Here is a 22,773-nt window from a genome sequence, read left to right as displayed (position 1 = left end):
CAATATTGAGAGGGATGCACATGTTTGCTTGGTTTCACAATATGAGTTTTCGCTGGAAACTCACCTTACCGTTATTGTTGCTGGCACTGTTGTTTTTGTATTCAAGCTGGTATTCGGTGCGTTCGGCCAATCAGTTGTCTTCTCATGCCAGCACCATTGCTAAAGTTAACCTTCAAGAGCTACAGCTTATTCTGCAGGCCGACCGTGACTTGTATCAGGCGTTGACCGCCGAACGAACCATGTTTATTAGCGGCGTTAGTGGTGCCAGCATTGCGGAGCTAGAGCGCGAGTTTGAAGAGAACGCGTCACAAGCAAAAACGCGTTTTCTACAGTCATTAGAGTTATCAAACAGCAATACCTCTGCCGAGCGCGAAGAGTTTTTGCGTTTATACGATACTTGGTATCAATACAGTCGCAATCTTTTACAGCAAGCAAGCTTAGGCGACCCAATGGCGATTGATGCCATTGAAATCGATGGATTTGAAACAAGCTTTCGGTATTTTGATGCGGTACGATCGCATTTAGATTTAGTCGGTGAGCGACGCTTAGTTCATGTCGATAACTTCACCCAGCAAATCGAATCTGACGCGCAAACAATCGCGACCAAGCTCATTGTTATAGCCGTTATTTGCTTACTGATTACTTTGGCGGTGGCGCTGTTGCTGCCTATGATGGTCATTCGTCCGTTAAAAGCGATTGGTAACCGGATCCATAATATTGCGGAGGGGGATGGCGATTTGACCATTCGCTTAGAGGCCGATCACCATGATGAACTTGGAGAGCTGGCAGCCCATGTCAATACCTTTATGGACAAATTGCAGTCACTGATAAGTCAAATTCGAACGAATACCGAAGACGTTGCGGTGTCGGCCAACTTGCTATTAAACGTTTCCAGTGGTGGTCAAACGGCTGCCGATGAGCAATGTCATGCGATTACGATGGTGGTGACGGCGGTAAATGAATTGACGATGGCGATTCAAGAGGTTGCGCAAAACACTAACGAGACGGCTGAAAGTGCTAAGAATGCCAGCACTGTTACCGAGACCGGTCAGGCGCGTATTCGTACTGCGGTTGCACGGGTAGAGGAGCTGTCGGCGCGTATTAAAGATACTGCCGAGGTGATGAGTAAGCTCGAAAATGAAGCTAAAAACGTCACCTCTGTGATTGATGTTATTCGGGGAGTCGCGGAGCAGACTAACTTGCTGGCACTAAACGCCGCTATTGAAGCCGCCCGAGCTGGTGAGCAAGGCCGCGGTTTTGCGGTAGTGGCCGACGAAGTGCGCACCTTGGCAAGCCGCACTCAAGAGTCTACTGAGGATATTCAGCAGATGTTGGTGCAGTTGCAAACCGGTGTGCAGGGGGCGGTACAAGCGATGGCGCACGCAAATGATATGACCGGTGAGGCTGTGGCCTCGGCCAATGCCGGTGGTGAATCATTGACGAGCATTAGCGAGGCGGTTGTCACCATTACCAATATGGCGATTCAAATTGCTACTGCAGCTGAAGAGCAAAGCTCGGTGACTGCCGAAATTGATAAAAACTTAGTAGAAATTAATGAGCTGGCGATGAATACGTCAGATGGTGCGAGTAAAACGGCGGAAGCGAGTGCTGAGTTAAGTCGGTTGTCCGGCAATTTACGTCAGTTGGTGGGTAGCTTCAAAGTTTAATAGGAGTTGTTGTGACCGTACATGGTGAAAGTATTGTTTTTATTGGCATGCCTGGTGCCGGGAAAAGCACAATTGGGGTTTTGTTGGCAAAAGAGCTGGCGCGTGAGTTTGTTGATACTGATTTGCTTATTCAGGTTGATGCCGGAAAAACACTGCAAGACATTGTGTACGAATCGGACTACCGCCACCTGCGTCAGCTCGAAGAGGCGACAATACTTACCTTGAACTGTGACCGTCATGTTATTGCCACCGGCGGTAGCGTGATTTATAGCGATACCGCGATGCAGCATCTTAAGTCGCTCGGGCAGGTGGTCTTTCTTGACTTGCCTTTGGCTGATGTGGAGACGCGAGTAGAAAACTTTTCAACCCGTGGTATAGCAAGTCCCGAAGGTCAAAATTTGGCCGATATATACGCGGAGCGGCAGCCGCTATATCAGCGCCATGCCAATATAACGATCGACTGTCGTGGTAAAACACCTGCACAAATAGTGAGTGAGGTTATTTACGAAGAGGGCGGTCAGTACGCGGATAAAGACGCTTAGAGCTAAGCCTATCTCATGTATCTTTATCGGTTAAATAAAATACAAAAGATCTAGGTAGGCCCTGCTTTTTGCTTCCTCGTTTGTCTGTCTGCTTGTGTCTGTAGGTGTCCAGCGGGATGCCTTTAAATGGTGCGGGCCTTCCTGCTAGATCATTAACTTCATGTAAAACAATAGCTTATGGTTTTCTTCTGGCCCAAAAATGGGGCTGTCTTGTGATTGTCGGGGCAGGGGTGTATTGTATCGCCTTTTTTATGGACAATATTTATTCATTATAGGTTTTCGATTTAGAGGCTTTCCGGCGTAAGTGTCGGCTCGCGGGACGGGCTATGGTGAGCGCTAATCGTAACGGTATACGGGCGGCAACTGTGATTAATAAGCAGTGCTGTACTAAGGCGGTATAGAACGCCAAGTGACCGTTCGGGCCCCATTGGGTCTATTATTTTTTATTCAGGAGTGTTGTAAATGAAGGTCATATTATTGGGGGCACCGGGTGCAGGTAAAGGCACTCAGGCAAAAATGATAATGGATAAGTTTGGTATTCCGCAAATCTCTACCGGCGATATGTTACGCGCTGCGGTAACGGCGGGTTCGCCGTTGGGTTTGCAAGCCAAAGATATCATGGCCGCAGGTGGCTTAGTTTCGGATGACCTGATTATCGCCTTGGTTAAAGAGCGTATTACCGCTGCTGATTGCAAGAAAGGCTTTTTGTTTGACGGTTTCCCTCGCACAATTCCTCAAGCTGAGGCGCTGTTAGAAGCGGGCATCGATATCGATTATGTTATTGAAATTGATGTGGCGGATGAAGATATTGTGAGTCGGTTAAGTGGTCGTCGTGTACACGAGGCATCCGGCCGCATATATCATATAGAGCACAACCCACCCCAAACACCTGGTCTAGATGATGAAACCTCTGAGCCTTTGGTGCAGCGTGAAGATGACCAAGAAGATACCGTACGTAAAAGACTGTCGATTTATCATGAGCAAACTGAACCCTTGGTTGAATTCTATAAAGCCTTAGAGGCCAAAGGTGGCAACGCTCCTAACTTTACCCGTGTGTCGGGAGTGGGCAGTGTAGACAGTATCCGCAGTCAATTATTTGCTGTGCTAGCCGATTAGTTCTATGTAGCTACTATCTGGCAACAAAAAAGGTCCTTTGGGGCCTTTTTTGTTGCCAGATAGTTTTTAGTAAGGTGTTTAGTTCGCCTTGCCATATTTGGTCGGTTAAATAAAGCATCAACAGATACGGGCTATTACAATTTAAACCCCACCGTTACCTCGGCATATTTAAAAATCTAATAATAAAAATAATCAGCTTTTATGGTTTGTTGTAACTGAAAAATATGCCTGCTTTTACATAAAATTTAAGAGAGTTTTATCGCTATAAGTTGTGGAAAATAGCACGTAAATGCCTAAGTGCATAAAGTGCTTAAGCTTGATCTATGTGCTGACAGTGCCCGCGCTACAGAAGATAGTTGAGGCGATAGGTGACAGCTGTCAAAATAGGCGCCTCTTATAACTCTGCTGTGATGATCCCTATGGCTAAAATTCTTGCGCTGGACACCTCGAGCGATGCCTGCTCGGTTGCCTATAGCGATGGCAAGCAACTGATTGATCGCTATGAGCTTGCGGCTAAAAGCCATACTCAGCGGGTCTTGCCGATGGTGGCAGAGCTGCTGGCCGATGTTGGAGTTAAGGTAAAGCAACTTGATGCCATTGCCTTTGGCGCGGGCCCGGGCTCTTTTACGGGGCTGAGAATTGGTTTGGGTGTGGTGCAAGGGTTAGCCTTTGGTGCTGATGTACCGGTGTTGCCGGTGTCCACCTTAATGGCTATGGCGTATGGCCGCACATTCCGTGATGCAACGGCCCCAGTAACCCAGGTGCTGAGTGCGCTTGATGCAAGAATGGGCGAGGTCTATTGGGGTTTATACCAATGTACAAGTCCTACCAGTATCCCGCTTGCTGTTTGTGCCGATCGTGTGGCTGCACCGGACTCTGTAGCTGACTTTGTACCGCAAGATTCACCGTTTGTGGGGGTCGGTAGTGGTTGGAGTTATGAGCCATTAGCGGCACTGACGGATCAGTTTCAAATAGATGTTTATCCCAGCGCCCGAGATATCGTGCAATTGGCTGCGATGTATTACGAAACCGGAGCCGCATTACCGGTCGATCAGGTACAGCCGGTGTATTTACGCAACGAAATTACCTGGAAAAAGCGCCAGCGAATTCGCTCGCAGGTATAGGGCATCGGCTCGAAGCACAGTAAAAGATCGCCTATAAAAGTTGATTACGCGAGAGCAAAATGATGAATGATGCAGTAACAAGACCATTTAACGACGACTTATTACAGTTTATCGCAGCCAGTCCAACGCCGTTTCACGCTACCGCCGAAATGGCACGTCGGTTGACTGAGGCTGGCTTTGAGCGCATACATGAGGCTGACTCGTGGCAGTTGCAAGCCGGTGGGCGTTATTTTGTTACTCGTAACGACTCCTCTATTTTAGCTTTTGTATATACCGGCGAAGCACTTGCCGAAAGCGGTATTCGTATGGTGGGCGCGCATACCGATAGCCCTTGCTTAAAGGTAAAACCCCACGCCGATGTGCAGAGCGTCGGGTATAGCCAAGTTGGCGTGGAGGTGTATGGCGGTGTCTTGCTTAACACTTGGTTCGACCGAGATTTATCGATCGCCGGCCGAATCACTTATAAAGACACAGCCTCTGAGCCGTGCAGCCGCTTGATAGACTTTACCACTCCGGTTGCCGTGGTGCCGAGTTTGGCTATCCACCTCGATCGCGAGGCTAACCGCAATAGCTCCATTAACGCGCAAGAAGATATCCGGCCGCTGTTAATGCTGACCCCAAAAAATGATCAAACCACGACGTTTAAACAACTGCTGAGTGAACAGTTGGCCGAGCAGGGGGCGACTATTAATGCTAGCGACATACTCGATTATGAGCTGTGTTTGTACGACACTCAAAAGCCTGCCTTGGTGGGTTTAAAACGTGAATTTATTGCCAGTGCACGACTCGATAACTTGCTGAGTTGTTATGTGGGTTTACAAGCGTTATTGGCCGCTGACGGCGATCAACATCGGCTGCTAATCTGTACCGACCACGAAGAGGTCGGCAGTGCTTCGGCGTGTGGTGCAAAAGGCCCAATGCTCGATCAATTTCTGCAACGCTTGATTCCAGATGTTAACGATCGGATGCGCACCTTGGAGCGCTCTATTATGGTATCTGCTGATAACGCTCATGGTGTTCATCCAAATTTTGTACAAAAGCACGATGCGCAGCATCGCCCGATGTTAAACGGCGGCCCGGTGATTAAAGTGAATGCCAATCAGCGCTACGCCACCAACAGCGAAACCAGTGGCATGTTTCGATTGTTATGTGAGGAGGCCGGTGTTGCGGTGCAGAGTTTTGTTTCGCGCACGGACATGGAGTGCGGTAGCACTATCGGCCCTATTAGTGCCGCTGAAGTGGGTGTGCGCACTATTGATGTTGGCGTGCCGACGTTTGCTATGCACTCTATTCGCGAGCTGGCTGGTAGTGATGATGCTGTTGCGTTAAAACAAGTGTTAGAGCTTTTTTATCGCCGCCCATTGCGTCTTGGCAGTAGCGTTTGAACCACCGTGTTTTACTCTTGTCCGGTTACGATGCCGCCAGCCACCAGCGCTGGCGCAAAGGACTGGCCGAGCATTTGTCAGAGTTTGACTTTACTCAGTTAGCACTGCCGCCGCGACACTTTAGCTGGCGTATTCGGGGCAATAGTTTAAGTTTTGCTGGGTTGCATCGCGAGACGCTTGAGGCGGACTACGATGTATTGCTGGCGACTAGCATGGTGGATTTGTCAGCCCTGCGCGGTATGGTGCCGGCGTTAGCGCGCTTGCCCACGGTATTATATTTTCATGAAAACCAATTTTCCTACCCTAAAAGTCGCACCGCGTATGCCTCGGTTGAGCCACAAATTGTAACGCTTTACAGCGCGCTATGCGCCGATCGGTTGGTGTTTAATACAGCGTTCAATCACGATTCGTTTTTTACCGGAGCAGAGCAATTACTGCGCAAGCTGCCGGACTTAGTGCCAGCGGGAATCATTAAACAACTACAAAGCCGCGCGAGTGTGATTCCAGTACTGTTGGAAGACACCTGTTTTTTACCTCGCGAGGCGGTGCCTAAGTGTAATGGACGCGCGCAATTAATCTGGAATCATCGCTGGGAGTACGATAAAAACCCTGCACTTTTATTGCGCGCGCTACAGTTGTTGTGTGCCGAGTATGGTGCTGAGTTGCCGTTTACCCTGCACGTGGTGGGGCAATCATTTCGTCAGGTGCCGGTCGAGTTCGCGGCGATAAAACAACTGTTGTCCGATGCCGGTGGGCTAGGGCAGTGGGGGTATTTATCCGGTACAGAATATCGTCAGCTACTCGCAAGTTGTGATCTCGTGCTCTCCAGCGCTAACCACGATTTTCAGGGACTCTCGGTACTCGAAGCTGTGGCTGCCGGCGCTGTGCCGGTGGTGCCTAATCACCAGGCGTATCCCGAGTGGTTTGGTGCATCGGCTTGTTATCCGCTAAGCGGTGAGCTGAATGCTGATGCCGAAGCGTTTGCGACAGCGATCAAAGCACGCCTAGATCCAATCAAAAGACCAGCGACAGTAGATTTGTCTGCTTTGCAGTGGGCCGCAGGTGGCTCGCAATACCAACAACTATTGCGTGAGCTTAGCGCGCTACACAGGCATTAAGTGAACCTGTATCATAGGCACCTAAGCACCTCTCAGTATTAACATTAAAGAATCCTTCATGAGCCAGTATCCATGAGCAAACAACGTGTTTTAACCGGTATTACCACCACTGGAACGCCCCATTTGGGTAATTATGTCGGCGCGATTCGGCCAGCTATTGCCGCAAGTCAAGATCCCGAGCTGCAATCGTTTTACTTTTTGGCCGATTACCACGCGCTGATAAAGTGCGATGATCCCGCGCGCATAGAACAATCCCGCCGTGAAATCGCCGCCACTTGGCTAGCTTTGGGGCTCGATACCGATAAAGCAGTGTTTTATCGTCAATCGGATATCCCCGAAATACCGGAGCTATGTTGGTTGCTTACCTGTATGGCGGCCAAAGGGCTAATGAATCGAGCCCACGCTTATAAAGCGGCGGTCGCAGCGAACATCGAAGCCGGTGAAGACGCGGATTACGGAGTAACCATGGGTTTGTATGGTTATCCGGTGCTGATGGCTGCCGATATCCTTATGTTTAACGCGAATATCGTTCCGGTCGGTAAAGATCAGATTCAACACGTCGAGATGGCGCGCGATATTGCTGGCCGCTTTAATCATCATTATGGCGAGCACTTTGTTTTACCAAAGGCACAAGTGGATGACAAAGTTGCCGTATTGCAGGGCCTTGATGGTCGTAAAATGAGCAAGAGTTACAACAATACTATCCCGTTATTTTTGCCCGAAAAACAATTAAAAAAACACATCAATAAAATCAAAACAAATTTGTTAGAGCCGGGCGAGCCAAAAGATCCCGACACCTCGACTGTGTTTCAAATATGGGAAGCGTTTGCCTCTAAAGAGCAAGTCGAAACCATGCGCAGTCAATTTGCCGAAGGTATCGCTTGGGGCGAGGCTAAGCGTCAATTGTTTGAGTTGGTTAACGGCCAGCTTGGAGAGGCGCGTGAATCCTATGAGGATTTAATGGCGCGGCCTGCGGATATCGAAGAGATTCTACAGCAGGGCGCAAGTCGTGCGCGGGAGTATAGCAAACCTGCTATCGAGCAGTTGCGCTCGGCCGTTGGCTTAAAGGCCATGGGTTAAAACTTATGGGTTAAAACCTATGAGTTAAAACTTATTTGAAAGTAAGTAAGCGCAACAGCCGGTGTCGATGATGCGCCGGCTGTTGCGTAAGTCAGTTAGGTTAAATTCGTCCCGTTTTACGACAGTCCCGCGACCACATTAAAAATCCCTTGGGTGAGCTTTTTCAGCTCGGCCGCTGACATAATATACGGCGGCATCACATACACGAGCTTACCAAACGGCCGCACCCAAATACCTTCGGCGACAAAGGCCGGTTGTAAATCATCGAGTGTTTGCGCTTTATGCAGCTCAACTACACCAATACCGCCAAGCACTCTTACGTCGGCTACCGCGGGCAGTTGACGGCAGGGCTCAAGCCCTTGTGTTAGACCTATCTCTAGTGCCGCGACTTGTTGTTGCCAGTTGTTTTCCAGCAGTAAGTCGATACTGGTGTTGGCCATAGCGCACGCTAGTGGGTTGCCCATAAAGGTTGGGCCGTGCATAAAAACACCGGCTTCGCCCTGACAAATGCCGTTGCTAATTTTGTCATTACACAAAGTGGCGGCGAGCGTCATATAGCCGCCGGTGAGGGTTTTACCTAAGCATAAAATATCTGGACTGATGCCGGCGTGCTCACAGGCAAACAGTTTTCCGGTGCGACCAAAGCCGGTGGCGATTTCATCGGCGATCAGCAGCACATTGTACTCGTCGCACAGCTCGCGTACTTTTTGTAAGTACACCGGTGAGTAAAAGCGCATGCCGCCGGTGCCTTGGACAATCGGCTCTAAGATAATCGCCGCCAGTTGCTCGTGGTGTTGTAGGTGTGCGGTTATGCTGTCTAAGTCTGATTCCTTAAACTCACCAAAAAAATCGCTATTGGGCGGCTCAGCAAAGCGCTGCTGCATTAAATTATCACGAAATAAATGGTGCATGCCGGTGACCGGGTCACATACACTCATCGCCCCAAAAGTGTCACCGTGATAGCCTTTTTTTAACGCTAAAAACTGATGCTTTTCTGGCCGTCCTTGCGAGTGCCAGTATTGCAGTGCCATTTTCATGGCCACTTCGACACTGACAGAGCCCGAATCGGATAAAAAGACTTTGTTGAGTCCTGCCGGTGTTAACTCGACCAGTTTTTGACATAAAGTCACTGCGGGCTCATGGGTTAAACCGCCGAACATAACATGACTGACTTGCTCGGCTTGTGCCATAAGTGCGGCATTCATGCGCGGGTGATTGTAGCCGTGTAAGACACTCCACCAAGATGACATGCCATCGAGCAACTCACGCCCATCGGCAAGGGTGATGGTTACGCCCTTGGCGCTGCGCACAGCGTAAATGGGTGATGGTGTTAAAAACGAAGAGTAGGGGTGCCAAACGTGAGCGCGATCACCGGCCAAAATATCATCGTTGCTAAGCGCCATGTTGTACCCCTTGTCTGTACTTGCTAAAAGCGGCCAAAGCTACGGGTTTTGATCACTTTTAGCAAGTCTTGAGGCTTATGCGCAGATGAATATCAGCCAACGCAGCATTAAATTTGGCAATTTATAGGTGTGATTAGCTAAACCGCTCCACCAGCTCAAATTGCTGTCCGGCGCTCTCGGCCATGCTTTTATTTGCACGACTGGTTGCCTCGGTGACAGACTTGGTTTCGTCGCTGATCTGAATAATAGTGCGGGTGTTGTTATCAATGTCGGCAGCGGTGACCGATTGTTCTTCTGCCGCTGCGGCTATTTGCTGCGATAAGCTATCGATGGCGTTAACGGCGCCGGTGATGGCCGCCAAGGCATCGCTGACATTAACCATTTCGCTAACACTGCGATCCACAAGATTTTGGCAACGTGTCATATTGTCGCCGGCAAGTTGTGTGCTCTGCGATAGCTCGCCAATAATGGCTTGAATGTCCTCGGTCGAATGCTGGGTGCGCTGTGCGAGGGTTCTAACCTCATCGGCAACTACCGCAAAACCTCGTCCTTGCTCGCCAGCACGAGCGGCTTCGATGGCCGCATTGAGGGCAAGTAAGTTGGTTTGTTCGGCAACGGCTCGGATGACTTCGGCAACGTTGGCAATTTTACCGCTGCCTTCGGTTAAACGTGTCATTACATTATTAAGTGAGGTGACCGTGCTTGATAGTTCATTGATAGCATTGTTGGCATGCTCGATCACCTGATTGCCGCGGTCTACTTCTTTTATGGCTTCTTGGGTGCTGATCGATGTATCGCTCGCCCCTTGTGCGATCTCTTGTACCGCCTGTGACATTTGGCTCATTGCATGAGCAACGTGAGTTGTTTCTGTTTGCTGTTTGGCCATTCGGTGCAGTGTAGTGTCAGCTTGCTGCTGCGCGGAAATCGCCTGACTTTTAAGGTCTGCTGCCGACTCCTGAAAACGCCCTAACGCTGTGCGCAAACGTGCTGCTAATGCTATTTGCGCTAGCTCCACATCTCCGGTGTCATCTGCTCGTCCGGTATATATATAAGTTGCCACTGGGTCATAATGGCTGGCATGAGCTCGCTCAAGAGCTGATTTTAGTGTTATTTTGTGGCCCCATTGCGCGAGCGCGCCAGCAAAAACGGATAACACACCACCGGCAATGTAACTCTGTAATTGATGTGCTGTCAGCAAACCATAAATGGTTGTTACCAGCAACAATGCCAAGGTGATAAATAATGCAGTTTGATTGCGTTGATACAATGCAGTAAGCGGAGGGCAAGCAGACTTTCCTGCATTTAAGCGCTTATAAGCAGCCTCAGCACGTTTGGTCACTTCTGCATCGGCGCGTACTCGGACTGATTCATAGCCGTGAGTCGTGCCATGTTTACCTACTGGGGTGACGTAAGCGCTAACCCAATAATAATCGCCATTTTTGCAGCGATTTTTAACCATTCCTAACCAAGGTTTACCTTGCTTTAGCGCTTGCCAAAGCTGTGCAAACGCTTCGGCGGGCATGTCGGGGTGGCGCAGGATGTTATGAGGCTGGCCAATTAACTCATCAAGTGAATAGCCTGATATTTTACAAAAGGTTTCATTGCAATATGTCAGTTTACCTTGGGTGTCAGTTGATGAAACGATTTCTTCCTTTGGCTGAACTGGGACTTCCCTATTGGTGACGTGACCATTATTGCGCATTTAAAAGATCTCTTAGGCTTTGCTGCCGAGCTTAAGCGCCGATGGCAACCTCGCGGTAGTCATCAAGTATTTGTAGCTTATGCAGGTAGGCAGTAATTTGTTGACGTTGTCCAAAAGTTATATCGGCAAAACTAAGGCTAACTTTAGTCTTACGTCCTATGCTTTTATCGAGAGTGGCGGCTTTTATGATACCGCTACAGGTAATTATAATATCGGGACTTAAGGCAAAATGACAATAAGGTAATACGCTGCCTGGTCGGTAATGCTTAAGTAAATTGCCATTAAGGGCGACGCGCATTCCTCCTGCACTAATATTAATTACCTGACAGCTTTCTGGGTGCAAACCGGCGGCGCGAATTTTAGCGTTGAGGGTTGGACCCGGCAGAATAAATCGCGGTTGAATACGTCGCGGGGCGCGATGTATTTCAGCAGGTATATACAGGGCAATCATACGTCCTTGGGTTTTGTGGACAATAGCGATAACCGTAGAGGTAAAATAGCAGCGCTCAAAGCCTTGACGTAAGCTGACGCGCAGTGATTGCCCTTCAGCTAATGAATCCTGTGCGGGGAATACATCATCCAACCAAAGCAGTTCACGTTTGGCGTCTATGGCTAAGATTAAACTTTGCCCTAAATTCGGCCACTGGTTGGATTCTACATTTAAGATGCGACGTGCTTGCTGCCATTGCGCGAGGGTTTCAATGCAGGCTGCACTCGCCTGATTTTGAGTGGGCTCGTGGGGGGCAGAGAGAGGTGATTTACGCGTAAGCTCCTTGAACGGGCGAGTGAGCTGGCGCCATAAGTTCTGCTTCACGATATCATCCTCTAAAAGTAGTTATAAAATTCAGTTTTCATCGTGATCAGAGCAATCCTCGTGCCACTACTAGTGTTGTCGGCTAACCCTTTAAATACGAGGTCTCTATCGAAAGGCTAGGGTACTGCCGTGGCAGCTTCTGTTGACGAGCGGCAAAGCACTGCCGGTAAACGGCAAAAGACTTCGCATAGCTGCTTAATATCCGTACAATAGCGCCCGATTAGCTAACGGTTATCTAGGCCTTGTGTGTGTCGGCCTTGGTTCTTTTAATGGGCGCTATATTGAATGAAAAATAAATTCGTTGGGCTCAAGTCATAATTGGTAGGTTGTAAGCATGAATGATTCGGTATCTATTTACCCCGGCACAGCGACGAGCACTGTAAAGCAGGTAACTGGTGAGCAAGATATAACCCCCGCACGCAAGCAAAAGTTGGAGTTGAATAAACTGCAAAAAAGGCTGCGTCGTCAAGTGGGGACTGCGATTGCCGATTTCGATATGATTGTCGAAGGCGATAAGGTCATGGTGTGCCTATCGGGCGGTAAAGATTCTTACGGTATGCTTGATGTTTTACTGGGTTTGCAAAAAACGGCCCCTATTAAGTTTGATCTAGTCGCAGTAAATATGGATCAGAAGCAACCTGGGTTTCCTGAGCATGTGTTGCCAGAGTACTTGGAGAAGCTTGGTGTCGCGTATCATGTTGTCGAAAAAGACACCTACAGCATTGTCACTGAGTTAGTCCCTGAGGGGAAAACCACCTGCGGGCTTTGCTCACGTCTACGGCGCGGCACGCTCTACAGTTTTGCCGACGAAATTGGAGCCACTAAAATCGCCTTGGGTCATCATCGCGACGACATTATTGAAACTTTGTTTCTTAATATGTTCTATGGCGGCAAGCTCAAAGCGATGCCACCTAAATTACTGGCCGATAATGGCCGTAATGTACTTATCCGGCCAATGGCTTATTGCAAAGAAAAAGACTTAGCGGCGTATGCTGAACACCGCGGCTTTCCTATTATTCCGTGTAATTTATGCGGCTCGCAAGATAACCTCCAACGCCAGGTTATTAAAGATATGCTACAGGGGTGGGATCAATCACATCCGGGTCGCTTAGAGACTATTTTCTCGGCTATTTGTAATGTTGCCCCTTCGCAATTGGCTGATCGAAATTTGTTCGATTTTATGGCGCTAACCCCCAAACTAGAAACGCAAAACTCTAACAATACGATTCAAGCTTACGAGATTTAACGTTCAGTTTAGCTCTTACATTTAAGCTTGGTTTAGTTTGGCGGAGCCTGAAAGTACTAATGCTACGTTAAATACAGATGTTATTCGTCAGCGCTCGGCGGCAGAGGTGTTGATGCCAATGGAGGCATCAGAGCCATTTTCTTGTGCAAAATAGCCTTAAAATTATACATCTAGCGGTGGCGGCATCAGCCAAAAAGCACTACAGTAGTTGAAAGGGTGGTCGGTTAAATGACGCACTGCAAGCGTGATGCGCCTATTTTATCGAGTGATAATAAAAACCCCGCTGGGGAATTATCGACGAATGCATAATAAAGGACCAACCTTCTCCGAAGGGATTTCATTCCAGCTTGCAAAGATCGGGATTATTCTCGTATTTGTATTAAGCTTCTCCATGAGCTTAGGGCAGATTTACCTTGATTATCATGCCCAATCGCGTGAGTTTGATAAGCTTGTTGATCGTGTGATTCAAGTCGCCACTCCTCCGGCTGCACGTGCAGTACACACTCTTGATGATGATCTAGCAGCCGAGGTGGTAAATGGCTTGTTCAATTACGACTTTATCTACGAGGTAGCCATTCACGATGAGCGAGGCAATATTTTAGCCGAATCGATACGAACCCCTATCGAGCATACATCTGGCTGGCTTATCAAAACCATCGATAACAACCTACTTCAATATACTGCAGAGCTAGTCGTTCCGGGGGGGATACAATACTCTACGGGTAAGATATCGTTGCGGGTTGATAAGCGTCAGGCATTGCAGAGCTTTTACAGCCGCTCAGAGCTGAACTTAGTGACGGGGGTGCTGCGCAATTTGGCGCTGGTTGTTTTATTGTTTATTGCTTTTTACGTAAAGCTTACTAAGCCTCTTGCTCGTCTATCTCAAGAAATTAATACAATCGACCCTGACCAACCTGGCGTAAAACGTTTAACGCCATTACCCGGGCCGCGTAAAGATGAGCTGGCTAGGGTTATCAGTAGTGCCAACCAGTTGCTTGATGTTGTCGAATTGTCTTTGACCAAGCGCCGCGCGATAGAGCTGACATTACGTAAAAGTGAAGAACATTTGCGACAAATTGTCGATAGCCTGCCAGTACTTATTGGTGCCCGTAATAAACAGGGCTATTACCTGTTTGCCAATCATGCATTGGCCGATGCGTTAGGTTATACCCCAGAGCAAATGTGTACTACTCATGTGCGCAGTTTACTAAAACACTCAGTTGATAATATTGATCAAGTACTTGCCAACGATGCGCGGGTAATCGATAACTGTGAAGAGTTGGATCTGATTGAAGAGGGTTTTGTGCGTGCCGATGGTAATCAGCTGTTTTTACAAACTCATATGATTCCACTGGATTATTATGACGAGGTGGTGTCGTTAGTTCTGTCTGTTGATGTTACTGAGCGTAAAACCGCTCAAGAAAAAATGCAGTATATGGCACATCACGACGCCTTAACTAGTTTGCCCAACCGGCTCCAGTTGGTCGAGCGGTTAGAGCACGAGGTGCGCCGCGCCAAGCGCCATGGCTACTTTGGTGCCGTATTGTTTATTGATCTTGATAAATTCAAAAATATTAATGATTCACTTGGTCACCCAGTGGGCGACTTAGTCTTGCAAGAAGTTGCTCGACGTTTGAAGCACACGGTGCGCGAAGAAGACTTAGTGGCAAGGTTAAGTGGTGATGAATTCATTGTGGTGCTCACGGTGCTTGACCACACCCTTGATGTGGCGGCACTTAAAGCCGGGGAAGTGGGAGAAAAAATACGCACGGTGGTATCGCAGCCAATTAAGCACGATAAAATGGAGTTGCGTATTACCTGTAGTGTTGGTGTGGTGGTTTATCCCGATAAAAATAATATCGTAGACGAATTGTTACGTTATGCCGATACGGCCATGTACCACGTAAAAGAGAAAGGTCGAGATTCTATCGAGTTTTTTAATAAAGATATGGCCGACAAGGTTAGTGCACAGCTGATAATGGAGGCTGATTTACACAAGGCATTAGAGCAGCAACAATTTGTGCTGTATTACCAGCCAAAACTTGATGTCGCTAGCGGTGAAGTTGTGGGGGCTGAGGCATTGTTGCGCTGGATGCACCCAGAAAAAGGGCAGGTTTCGCCGATGGATTTTATTCCTGTGCTAGAAACATCGGGGTTAATCATTGAAGTCGGCCGGTGGGTTATCGAACAGGCGTGTCAAAGTTTAAAAGACTGGACCGCTAAAGGTTTGTGGGGGCCTGCGATGACGTTGAGTGTTAATGTTAGCCCGCGTCAATTTCGCGGTGCGAGCTTTGTGCCCGACGTCATAAGCGCTTTGCAGCGTTATGATGTGCCTGCCGGTGCACTCGATATTGAAATTACAGAAGGTATTATTATTCAGCGTGTTGATGAGGCGATTGATATTATGTCGACCTTAGCTGCGCATCATGTGAGCTTTTCGTTGGATGATTTTGGTACCGGTTATTCATCTATTAGTTACTTAAAGCGCCTGCCGGTATCGACCTTAAAAATAGATAAAAGCTTTGTCCAAGATTTAAGCCATGACCGCAACGATAGAGTGCTGGTGGAAACGATTATTACCATGGCCCGTTTGCTTGATTTAAATGTGGTGGCTGAAGGCGTTGAAACGGCCGAGCAATTGGAAATACTGAATATTTATAATTGCCACACCTACCAAGGATTTTACTTCAGCCCGGCCGTGCCGGCGGTTCAGTTTGAAGCTTTCTTAAAGCCCAAAAGCTAAGTTTAGATGCCTTGTCTTTTAGCCACCAAGGTGCCCCAGTAAATAGGGCACCACAGTTTCTACTCGCATAATGCGCCGTCCCAGTGTCACACCTTTAAACCCAGCCTTAGTTAGCATATTGATTTCGTTATCAATAAAGCCGCCCTCTGGGCCAATCGCGAGTAATGTTGGCCGGCTGGTGGTTGTGGGGCAGGGGGCATCTACGTAAGGGTGTGCCAGTATGGCGTCGTGGTCGCGTATTAGTTCAGGCAGCTGATCTTCGACAAACGGTCGAAAACGTTTGGCGGTATGAATAACCGGAAACTGAGTGTCGCAACCCTGCTCAAGCCCAAGCAGCAACTCGGAGTGTATTTTTTGTGGTTGCAGTTGTGGCGATTGCCAATAGCTTTTCTCGACCCGTGCGCTTTGTAGCAATGTGAGTTGCTTTACACCAAGTGTGGCGATGGTTTGCAGCGTCCGTTTAAGCATTGGCGGACGCGGCAAAGCAAGAATCAGGTGAATATTAGACGGCGGTGGCGGTGGCTCGGTTAGGTTGAGCTCTAAAGTGATTTGCTGCGATTGTAGTTGTACTATTTTACCGTTGCCCATTAATCCATCTACTTGACCGACACGTAACGTGTCACCCAGTTTGGCGCGGTGAACCTGACAAATATGTTCTATACGGCGAGGGTCGCGTAGTACGGCAAAACCGTGAGAGTCAAAATCGTCGGCAAATAATAGGATTAGGTTCATAAATAGGCTGTAATAAATGGCGCCCCGGAGACGATTCGAACGTCCGACCTGCCGCTTAGGAGGCGGCTGCTCTATCCAGCTGAGCTACCGGGGCTTTTGCGAGGCGCCATTGTAGAAACTTTACTGCAATAATCCAAGAAAAGAGTGTATTAAATTCCCAGATCCGTTATGCGCGAGTTAGTGTGTTGCTTGATGAGCTGTTGGTGGCGCTGCCGCTGGCATCGTATAAGCCCGCGGTGGATGTTTTACCGCGGACTAGATCGAGTAGCCGTTTAAGGGTTTGCTGCGAGCGGGCCACTAATTTGCCATTAAGGTTATTAAGCTCATTACATTGGCTCACTTCGTTGTGCAGCTGCTGCCACAAAGGAATCAGCTCAGTTAAGTGTGCATCAGAGGCTAAAAATTCCTGCCAGCTTTGAGGGTTGTCATCTAGCTGTAATGCTTGTAATAGCGCTGCGCGTTCTTTTGCGTGGCCTTCAAGTAAGGTGAGGTGGGAGTTTTTCTCGCTGATAAGCGTGACTAGGGCTTCGTGATTACGTGTTTGCAGTAATCCACGCTCTTCGATTAGTAGTTCTTGTAGCCGTTGCGCCGCGTGTAAATCGCGGTTGAGCATTTCACGTACCAGCTGTGGATTGGCGGACATGACAAACCTCTGTATGAGTGTGTATTGGCAATGCTAGGGGTAAACCCAGCACCCTGCCAGTCAATGCATTAATCGGCAGGGCAGTAGCCGATGACGAGCTCAGGCAAATGGACTCGACACCAGTTTAAGTCTTAAAGCTGTATCAGCTTAATAAATCGTCTTGCGCCAGCATGGCTTGAGCTAAGCGCTCTGGGTTGATTTCAAATCGTCCCTCTGCAATCGCCAGCTTAATGCTATTAACGCGTTCGCTGTCTACGCCTGAGGCATTGTCTATCGCCTCACGTAAATGGCTAATGGTTTGCGCCTCCGGGCTTAGTGCGACGCTGTCAGCGCCACTGCTCGCTTGTCCTTGAGCTTGCGGGCTAGTTTTATCCGCCCGTGCATTACCGGCGGTAGCCGTTGTACGTCCGCTGTTGGCCGTATTTGTTTTTACTGTATTTGAAGTATCAATAACCATAGTATGTTCCCAACGTTGCCTGATGCCGAGGTAGCCTCGGTACTTGCCAATACACAGAGTGCGTGCTCGCCGTAGCGTTACATGCAACTCGTCTACATCCGCTTTCGGCGGGCAGGCGTACAACTTTAGTATTTTCTGTCACTTTTTTGCGATTTAGTTCACATTGAGCCACAAACCGTCTAAAAATTGGCGCCAACGCGACCTTCGCCCAAGATATTAGCTCTAACGACACGTTTCGAACTGGTGTTTTTTACGCGAATTTGTTCCCCCACACGGCCGTTGCTAAGTGCTTCCGCTTGGGTGGCTACTATAATCGCGCCATTAGTAGACTCAAGTGTCACGATATCACCGCGTTTAACCGCTAAAGGCTGCTCTAGCACGCCAGTGCGTAGTGGCTCACCTACGTCCAGTGAGCGGCGCACCAATAGCCCTAAGGCTTGATCGGGCAGGGTAAGATAACCTTGGCGCAGGCTGCTAGTATTCAGCCGTTGCTGACTAATGGCGGCCATATCTATTACGGCTCCACGCGCTAGCGGGATGGCGGTTACCAGCACATTACGATAAACATCGACTTGCGCGCTTAAATAAAGTGACCAAGGCTGTTCCCCGTCACATATGGCTTTAACACTAATGGCCCCGCCGTCGTTGCCCATATCTCTAGCACTAAAGGTTAATGCTTGGCTGCATTTAGCCAGCCGTAGACGCGGGTCTGGGGCGGCCACTGTGACTTCGCTAGTATCGGTTGATGCTTGTAGCTGCTGGGCGTAACGCTCCTGTAGAAACAGCGTTGCTTGAGTTTTTAGCTCGCTTAAATCCTGCTGCTCGGTGGCAGCAACCACGGCACCAGCTGCGAGCAATGCAAGCGCTAATGTCAGGTTTGTGAGGAGCAAGCGTGCTCGGGTCATGTGTATACTTCCTGTTAAGAGCGGTTAAGGTTTTTTAGGGCGGCTCAATAAAACACGCGTCATAAGGCCGCCGTTTAGACTATATTTAAGTCGGTGATTAAAGTGCGTCAAAAATCAGCCGTTAACCTAGTATAGAGCTAACAGAGCAAAGACCGTGCCGGCAGCGAGCAGTGCAACAAAGTATATAGCGGGTGACGGCCAGGCCTGCGGTTACTTCTAAGCTTAAGCTGGCAGAAGTAATGGCTATAGGCTGGCGTCCAGTGTTTTAATTTAAATACTTGGCGTAAAGTATTGATAATATCGCGCTAGATTCAACTTGCGCTTGATTGGAGAGGTATCTATGGCCGGCGTGTTAGACGGTGTCAATCAAAGAACACAATTGGTCGGGCAAAATCGGCTCGAGCTATTGCTGTTTCGGCTTCGCGGCCAACAGCTGTACGGCATAAACGTCTTTAAAGTGAAAGAGGTGCTGCAGTGCCCACCACTTAATGAAATACCAGGGCGAAGCGCCGTGGTACGCGGGGTGGCACATATTCGTGGTGGCACCATTCCTATTCTTGATATGAACCTAGCTATCGGCCGTAAGCCACTGGATAATCTCGCAGATTGTTTTGTGATCATTACCGAATATAACCGCACACAACAGGGCTTTTTGGTGAGTGGTGTAGACCGCATTGTGAATATGAACTGGAGCGATATCCATCCGCCACCATCAGGGGCCGGTAAGGCGCACTACTTAACTGCGGTGACAGAGGTTGACGAAAAGCTTGTCGAGATTGTTGATGTAGAAAAAATCTTAGCTGAAGTGGCGCCTGTTAATGAGCAAGTTAGCGCCGGTGTTGTCGATGACGGTATTGCCGAGCGAGTCGTGCAAAAACATGTATTGATCGTTGATGACTCAAATATTGCACGCAAGCAAATTCAGCGCGTAGTCGAGTCCATGGGGATTCGCACTACACTTAAAAAAGATGGCCGAGAGGCGATGAACTATTTGCTCGATATGGAGAAAGAGGGCTTAAATCCGCTAGAAGAGCTTATTATGATTATCTCGGATATCGAAATGCCCGAGATGGACGGTTACACATTTACCGCCGAGGTTCGAGCAAATAGTACGCTAAATAAAATGTATATTGTGTTGCACACCTCGCTTAGCGGTGTTTTCAACGCCGCGATGGTTAAAAAAGTGGGTGCCGATGACTTTTTGGCGAAGTTCCATCCCGATGAGTTGGCGCAGCGGGTTAACGATCGGGTACTGGCTATATCAGGCGAGAACCTGCTAGATAAACTCGAGTAAAATCAATATGATACTATGAGTATTTAATGCACTTGTTGAGATCAGGCTTTTGCCGTAACGGCACAATGAAAGGACGGGTATGACAACTGACCGTACCGCCCAAGGCGGAACACTGGCGCAAGTCGAGTTTGATCACTTTCGCGAGTTTTTGCAGGACGCCTGTGGTATCTCACTAGGGGAGAACAAGCAATATCTGGTAACTAATCGTGTGCGGCGTTTGCTAGAAGAGCACAACTTAGAGTCGTTCTCTGAGTTGGTCGGGGTCTTAAAGCGTAATTCAAACCGTCGCTTGCGCGATCAAGTTATCGATGTAATGACTACCAACGAAACATTCTGGTTTCGCGATAACTATCCGTTTGAATATCTTAAATCGACTATATTACCTGACTTAATGCAGCCATCGAAACGTATGTTTGGGCCAATTAGGGTTTGGTCGGCGGCGTGCTCATCAGGGCAAGAGCCGTACTCTTTAAGTATGACAGTTGATGAGTATCGGCGACGCGCTATGGGGGCGTTAGCGCGACCGGTGCAAATCGTGGCAACCGATTTATCGTCCATCGTGCTCGAGCAAGCGCGCCAAGGTATTTACGATAAGCTTTCGGTGATGCGCGGCCTATCGCAAGAGCGGCGCGACGCTTACTTCGAGCCACTCGATGGTGACCGCTGGCAAGTAAAGCCTAAGTTGCGTGAATGCATCGAGTTTAAAGCTATTAATCTGCTGGATTCATACGCAGCACTTGGACGCTTCGATATAGTCTTTTGTCGCAATGTGCTTATTTATTTTGACGCAGCGCTTAAAACACGGATCCTAGAAAAAATCCACGCCAGTCTCAAGCCTGGAGGCATCGTGTTCCTAGGCTCATCCGAAGGGGTTGCTGGCGCCTCCCATTTGTTTGAGATGATTCGTTGCGAGCCGGGTATTTTATATCGCGCGCTGTAAGCTTCGAGCTTAAACCTCTCTGTTCATTCTTCTTTATTACCTCTTTAATTGCGGCAGGCAAGCGGCAACTGGCAGCGGTAACGCCTTGCCGCCTTGCCCTTAGTGTTTTCCTCTTTGTTCGCTTGCAATCAGAGTTTATTTAAAAAAAACAATAATAAAAACAATTAGTTATGTTTTTCTCTTGTTTTTGGCACGGCCTGTGCTTTATTGCTTGTAACGCAATTAATTACGCACAGCGAGCAATTGAAAATGGCCATTTCCTTTTCCGACGCATTAGGCATTCATGAACCAGCGCTACAGCTAAGGTCACGTCGCGCTGAGGTGTTGGCCAACAATCTAGCAAATGCCGACACCCCAGGCTTTAAAGCTCGCGATATGGATTTTAAGGCCGAACTTGACCGTATTGCTCGCCCTGCGGGTAGCTCGTCAAATGTAAGTCTCAGCAAGACCCAATCGGGCCACTTAGATGGCAACGGCTTAGCTGGTGGCGATGTAGCGCTGGGTTTTCGAATTCCGAATCAAAGCTCTATTGACGGCAACACTGTTGAAGACCAAGTAGAGCACGCGGCCTTTATGAAAAACGCATTAGATTTTCAGGCCAGCTTTATGCTGTTGAACAAAAAATTTAAAGGTTTATCTAGCGCCATTACTGGCCAGTAAACCGGTAATAACAAATTCGACGTTGGAGATACCCCATGGCGATTGGAAACATATTTGACGTAGCAGGCTCGGGCATGAACGCGCAAAGTTTACGCCTAAATACCACGGCCAGTAATTTGGCAAACGCGCAGTCAGCTTCATCTAGCGCGGGCGATGTGTATCGCGCTCGTCAGCCAGTATTTGCCGCTATGGCTCGTGATGCGATGGCGTTTGGCGCAACGGCAATGGATGGCAACGACCAAGATGCCAGCGCTGGAGTGCAGGTGTTAGGGGTGGTTGAGAGTGATGCGCCGTATCAGCAACGTTTTGAACCCACCCATCCACTCGCTGACGAAGACGGTTATGTCTACTACCCCAACGTTAACGTGGTTGAAGAGATGACCAATATGATCTCGGCCTCGCGCTCGTTTCAGGTAAATGTTGAAGTAATGAATGCCGCCAAGCAAATGGCGCAACGTGTATTAACGCTGGGACAGTAGGGTAACGCCATGACAGCAGTCAATGAAACAAGCTCGACGAGCAATATTTTGAGCAACCTGAGCATCAACAAAAAAGAGCCCGAGACTAAGACCAATGAGCTGGGGCAAACGGCATTTTTAGAGTTGATGATTACTCAAATGAATAACCAAGACCCGTTAAGCCCACAGGATAACACCGAATTTATTGCCCAGTTGGCGCAGTTTAGCTCGGTAGAGGGGCTGGAGCGTTTAAACACCAGCTTTGAAGATTTTAGCGGTAGCTTTATGTCTAACCAAGCACTGCAAGCTTCATCGCTGGTAGGCCGCTCGGTGACAGTACCAACCGATACAACCTACTTAGCCGAGGGCGGTATTGTTGCCGGTTCGGTTGATCTACCGCAGGCAAGCGCCAATGTGCAGGTGAGTATTTACGACACCAGTGGCGCTTTGGTGGGACAAATCCCACTTGGGGCACGCGAGGCAGGCGAGGCGGTGTTTCGTTTTGATGGCATGTATATGGAGGTCGACGGCGAGTTAACAAATTGGACCGCCGGTGAGGAGCCATTTGCGCCAGGCGATTATACATTTACAGTTAACGCCAGTATCGACGGTAAAACTGAATCGCTTGCAACCTCACTAAGTGCGAATGTAAACAGTGTGACGCTTGCCGATGACGGAGGTATTGTTCTAAACCTAGCCGGGGTTGGTGCGGTTAATATTTCTGAAATTAAACAATTTAATTAA

21 protein-coding genes and 1 tRNA gene are annotated in these 22,773 nt (G+C 48.6%); 14 read left to right on the top strand and 8 right to left on the bottom strand.

Features of this window, described 5'->3' with window-relative positions; genetic code table 11:
* Positions 1-20: 20 nt before the first annotated feature.
* From GILYN3_RS05135 to GILYN3_RS05105, 7 genes are all read left to right on the top strand, one after another.
* A complete protein-coding gene (locus GILYN3_RS05135) occupies positions 21-1,667 on the top strand; it encodes a methyl-accepting chemotaxis protein (protein WP_049721848.1) in 1,647 nt (548 codons plus the stop codon).
* Between the two features lie 11 nt (positions 1,668-1,678).
* On the top strand, positions 1,679-2,209 hold the full coding sequence (locus tag GILYN3_RS05130; RefSeq protein WP_232305507.1) for a shikimate kinase: 531 nt from the start codon (positions 1,679-1,681) through the stop codon (positions 2,207-2,209).
* A gap of 462 nt (positions 2,210-2,671) precedes the next feature.
* Positions 2,672-3,325: an adenylate kinase gene (adk, locus tag GILYN3_RS05125; protein ID WP_049721847.1), complete on the top strand. Its 654-nt coding sequence runs from the start codon at positions 2,672-2,674 to the stop codon at positions 3,323-3,325.
* A 368-nt stretch (positions 3,326-3,693) separates the two neighbouring features.
* The gene (tsaB, locus tag GILYN3_RS05120; protein WP_232305506.1) at positions 3,694-4,449 is read left to right on the top strand and encodes a tRNA (adenosine(37)-N6)-threonylcarbamoyltransferase complex dimerization subunit type 1 TsaB; all 756 of its coding nucleotides are present in this window, start codon (positions 3,694-3,696) and stop codon (positions 4,447-4,449) included.
* A gap of 62 nt (positions 4,450-4,511) precedes the next feature.
* On the top strand, positions 4,512-5,834 hold the full coding sequence (locus GILYN3_RS05115; RefSeq protein WP_049721846.1) for a M18 family aminopeptidase: 1,323 nt from the start codon (positions 4,512-4,514) through the stop codon (positions 5,832-5,834).
* Positions 5,831-6,952 (top strand): tRNA-queuosine alpha-mannosyltransferase domain-containing protein, encoded by a 1,122-nt coding sequence (locus tag GILYN3_RS05110; protein ID WP_049721845.1) that lies wholly within the window; start codon positions 5,831-5,833, stop codon positions 6,950-6,952. The genes GILYN3_RS05115 and GILYN3_RS05110 overlap by 4 nt, the downstream gene beginning before the upstream one ends.
* A 72-nt stretch (positions 6,953-7,024) precedes the next feature.
* Positions 7,025-8,032 (top strand): tryptophan--tRNA ligase, encoded by a 1,008-nt coding sequence (locus GILYN3_RS05105; RefSeq protein ID WP_049721844.1) that lies wholly within the window; start codon positions 7,025-7,027, stop codon positions 8,030-8,032.
* A gap of 116 nt (positions 8,033-8,148) precedes the next feature.
* On the opposite strand, the gene bioA is transcribed toward GILYN3_RS05105, so the two are convergent.
* From bioA to GILYN3_RS05090, 3 genes are all read right to left on the bottom strand, one after another.
* A complete protein-coding gene (bioA, locus tag GILYN3_RS05100) occupies positions 8,149-9,435 on the bottom strand; it encodes an adenosylmethionine--8-amino-7-oxononanoate transaminase (protein WP_049721843.1) in 1,287 nt (428 codons plus the stop codon).
* A 133-nt stretch (positions 9,436-9,568) separates the two neighbouring features.
* Positions 9,569-11,137: a methyl-accepting chemotaxis protein gene (locus GILYN3_RS05095; protein WP_049721842.1), complete on the bottom strand. Its 1,569-nt coding sequence runs from the start codon at positions 11,135-11,137 to the stop codon at positions 9,569-9,571.
* A 31-nt stretch (positions 11,138-11,168) separates the two neighbouring features.
* Complete coding sequence (locus tag GILYN3_RS05090; RefSeq protein WP_049721841.1) at positions 11,169-11,951, bottom strand: flagellar brake protein; 783 nt, start codon at positions 11,949-11,951, stop codon at positions 11,169-11,171.
* Between the two features lie 334 nt (positions 11,952-12,285).
* On the opposite strand from GILYN3_RS05090, the gene ttcA reads away from it, so the two are divergent.
* Both ttcA and GILYN3_RS05080 read left to right on the top strand, forming a co-directional pair.
* Positions 12,286-13,197 (top strand): tRNA 2-thiocytidine(32) synthetase TtcA, encoded by a 912-nt coding sequence (gene ttcA, locus GILYN3_RS05085; RefSeq protein ID WP_084005119.1) that lies wholly within the window; start codon positions 12,286-12,288, stop codon positions 13,195-13,197.
* Between the two features lie 301 nt (positions 13,198-13,498).
* Positions 13,499-15,940: a putative bifunctional diguanylate cyclase/phosphodiesterase gene (locus GILYN3_RS05080; RefSeq protein WP_049721840.1), complete on the top strand. Its 2,442-nt coding sequence runs from the start codon at positions 13,499-13,501 to the stop codon at positions 15,938-15,940.
* Between the two features lie 18 nt (positions 15,941-15,958).
* Here GILYN3_RS05080 and GILYN3_RS05075 read toward each other — a convergent pair whose 3' ends face one another.
* The 5 genes from GILYN3_RS05075 to flgA form a co-directional block, all read right to left on the bottom strand.
* Positions 15,959-16,672, bottom strand: coding sequence for a 16S rRNA (uracil(1498)-N(3))-methyltransferase (locus GILYN3_RS05075; protein ID WP_049721839.1), 714 nt, complete (start codon positions 16,670-16,672; stop codon positions 15,959-15,961).
* 17 nt (positions 16,673-16,689) lie between these two features.
* A tRNA-Arg gene (locus GILYN3_RS05070) sits at positions 16,690-16,766 on the bottom strand.
* Positions 16,767-16,838: 72 nt separating this feature from the next.
* Positions 16,839-17,315, bottom strand: a complete 477-nt coding sequence (locus GILYN3_RS05065) for a flagella synthesis protein FlgN (protein ID WP_049721838.1) — start codon at positions 17,313-17,315, stop codon at positions 16,839-16,841.
* Positions 17,316-17,457: 142 nt separating this feature from the next.
* Positions 17,458-17,772: a flagellar biosynthesis anti-sigma factor FlgM gene (flgM, locus tag GILYN3_RS05060; RefSeq protein ID WP_049721837.1), complete on the bottom strand. Its 315-nt coding sequence runs from the start codon at positions 17,770-17,772 to the stop codon at positions 17,458-17,460.
* A gap of 179 nt (positions 17,773-17,951) precedes the next feature.
* The gene (gene flgA / locus GILYN3_RS05055) at positions 17,952-18,677 is read right to left on the bottom strand and encodes a flagellar basal body P-ring formation chaperone FlgA (protein WP_049721836.1); all 726 of its coding nucleotides are present in this window, start codon (positions 18,675-18,677) and stop codon (positions 17,952-17,954) included.
* 340 nt (positions 18,678-19,017) lie between these two features.
* Here flgA and GILYN3_RS05050 point away from each other — a divergent pair, with 340 nt between their 5' ends.
* The 5 genes from GILYN3_RS05050 to GILYN3_RS05030 all read left to right on the top strand — a co-directional run bounded on the left by GILYN3_RS05050 (position 19,018) and on the right by GILYN3_RS05030 (position 22,773).
* The gene (locus GILYN3_RS05050) at positions 19,018-19,971 is read left to right on the top strand and encodes a chemotaxis protein CheV (RefSeq protein ID WP_049721835.1); all 954 of its coding nucleotides are present in this window, start codon (positions 19,018-19,020) and stop codon (positions 19,969-19,971) included.
* 79 nt (positions 19,972-20,050) lie between these two features.
* Entirely contained in the window at positions 20,051-20,911 is an 861-nt protein-coding gene (locus tag GILYN3_RS05045) for a CheR family methyltransferase (RefSeq protein ID WP_049721834.1), read from the top strand.
* Positions 20,912-21,160: 249 nt separating this feature from the next.
* Entirely contained in the window at positions 21,161-21,571 is a 411-nt protein-coding gene (gene flgB, locus GILYN3_RS05040) for a flagellar basal body rod protein FlgB (protein ID WP_049721833.1), read from the top strand.
* Positions 21,572-21,606: 35 nt separating this feature from the next.
* On the top strand, positions 21,607-22,050 hold the full coding sequence (gene flgC, locus GILYN3_RS05035) for a flagellar basal body rod protein FlgC (protein ID WP_049721832.1): 444 nt from the start codon (positions 21,607-21,609) through the stop codon (positions 22,048-22,050).
* 9 nt (positions 22,051-22,059) lie between these two features.
* The gene (locus GILYN3_RS05030) at positions 22,060-22,773 is read left to right on the top strand and encodes a flagellar hook assembly protein FlgD (protein WP_049721831.1); all 714 of its coding nucleotides are present in this window, start codon (positions 22,060-22,062) and stop codon (positions 22,771-22,773) included.

It is taken from the genome of Gilvimarinus polysaccharolyticus, from assembly GCF_001187555.1.
GTDB lineage: Bacteria > Pseudomonadota > Gammaproteobacteria > Pseudomonadales > Cellvibrionaceae > Gilvimarinus > Gilvimarinus polysaccharolyticus.
Note: the sequence above shows the minus strand (reverse complement) of the source record. Positions and strands in the feature narration are given on the sequence as shown.

Excerpts from the sequence above, each read along its gene's own strand:
- GILYN3_RS05135 (WP_049721848.1), top strand. The coding sequence starts at position 21 with ATGTTTGCTTGGTTTCACAATATGAGTTTTCGCTGGAAACTCACCTTA.
- adk (WP_049721847.1), top strand. The coding sequence starts at position 2,672 with ATGAAGGTCATATTATTGGGGGCACCGGGTGCAGGTAAAGGCACTCAG.
- GILYN3_RS05115 (WP_049721846.1), top strand. The coding sequence starts at position 4,512 with ATGAATGATGCAGTAACAAGACCATTTAACGACGACTTATTACAGTTT.
- GILYN3_RS05105 (WP_049721844.1), top strand. The coding sequence starts at position 7,025 with ATGAGCAAACAACGTGTTTTAACCGGTATTACCACCACTGGAACGCCC.
- bioA (WP_049721843.1), bottom strand. The coding sequence starts at position 9,435 with ATGGCGCTTAGCAACGATGATATTTTGGCCGGTGATCGCGCTCACGTT.
- GILYN3_RS05095 (WP_049721842.1), bottom strand. The coding sequence starts at position 11,137 with ATGCGCAATAATGGTCACGTCACCAATAGGGAAGTCCCAGTTCAGCCA.
- ttcA (WP_084005119.1), top strand. The coding sequence starts at position 12,286 with ATGAATGATTCGGTATCTATTTACCCCGGCACAGCGACGAGCACTGTA.
- GILYN3_RS05080 (WP_049721840.1), top strand. The coding sequence starts at position 13,499 with ATGCATAATAAAGGACCAACCTTCTCCGAAGGGATTTCATTCCAGCTT.
- GILYN3_RS05075 (WP_049721839.1), bottom strand. The coding sequence starts at position 16,672 with ATGAACCTAATCCTATTATTTGCCGACGATTTTGACTCTCACGGTTTT.
- GILYN3_RS05065 (WP_049721838.1), bottom strand. The coding sequence starts at position 17,315 with ATGTCCGCCAATCCACAGCTGGTACGTGAAATGCTCAACCGCGATTTA.
- flgM (WP_049721837.1), bottom strand. The coding sequence starts at position 17,772 with ATGGTTATTGATACTTCAAATACAGTAAAAACAAATACGGCCAACAGC.
- flgA (WP_049721836.1), bottom strand. The coding sequence starts at position 18,677 with ATGACCCGAGCACGCTTGCTCCTCACAAACCTGACATTAGCGCTTGCA.
- GILYN3_RS05050 (WP_049721835.1), top strand. The coding sequence starts at position 19,018 with ATGGCCGGCGTGTTAGACGGTGTCAATCAAAGAACACAATTGGTCGGG.
- GILYN3_RS05045 (WP_049721834.1), top strand. The coding sequence starts at position 20,051 with ATGACAACTGACCGTACCGCCCAAGGCGGAACACTGGCGCAAGTCGAG.
- flgB (WP_049721833.1), top strand. The coding sequence starts at position 21,161 with ATGGCCATTTCCTTTTCCGACGCATTAGGCATTCATGAACCAGCGCTA.
- flgC (WP_049721832.1), top strand. The coding sequence starts at position 21,607 with ATGGCGATTGGAAACATATTTGACGTAGCAGGCTCGGGCATGAACGCG.
- GILYN3_RS05030 (WP_049721831.1), top strand. The coding sequence starts at position 22,060 with ATGACAGCAGTCAATGAAACAAGCTCGACGAGCAATATTTTGAGCAAC.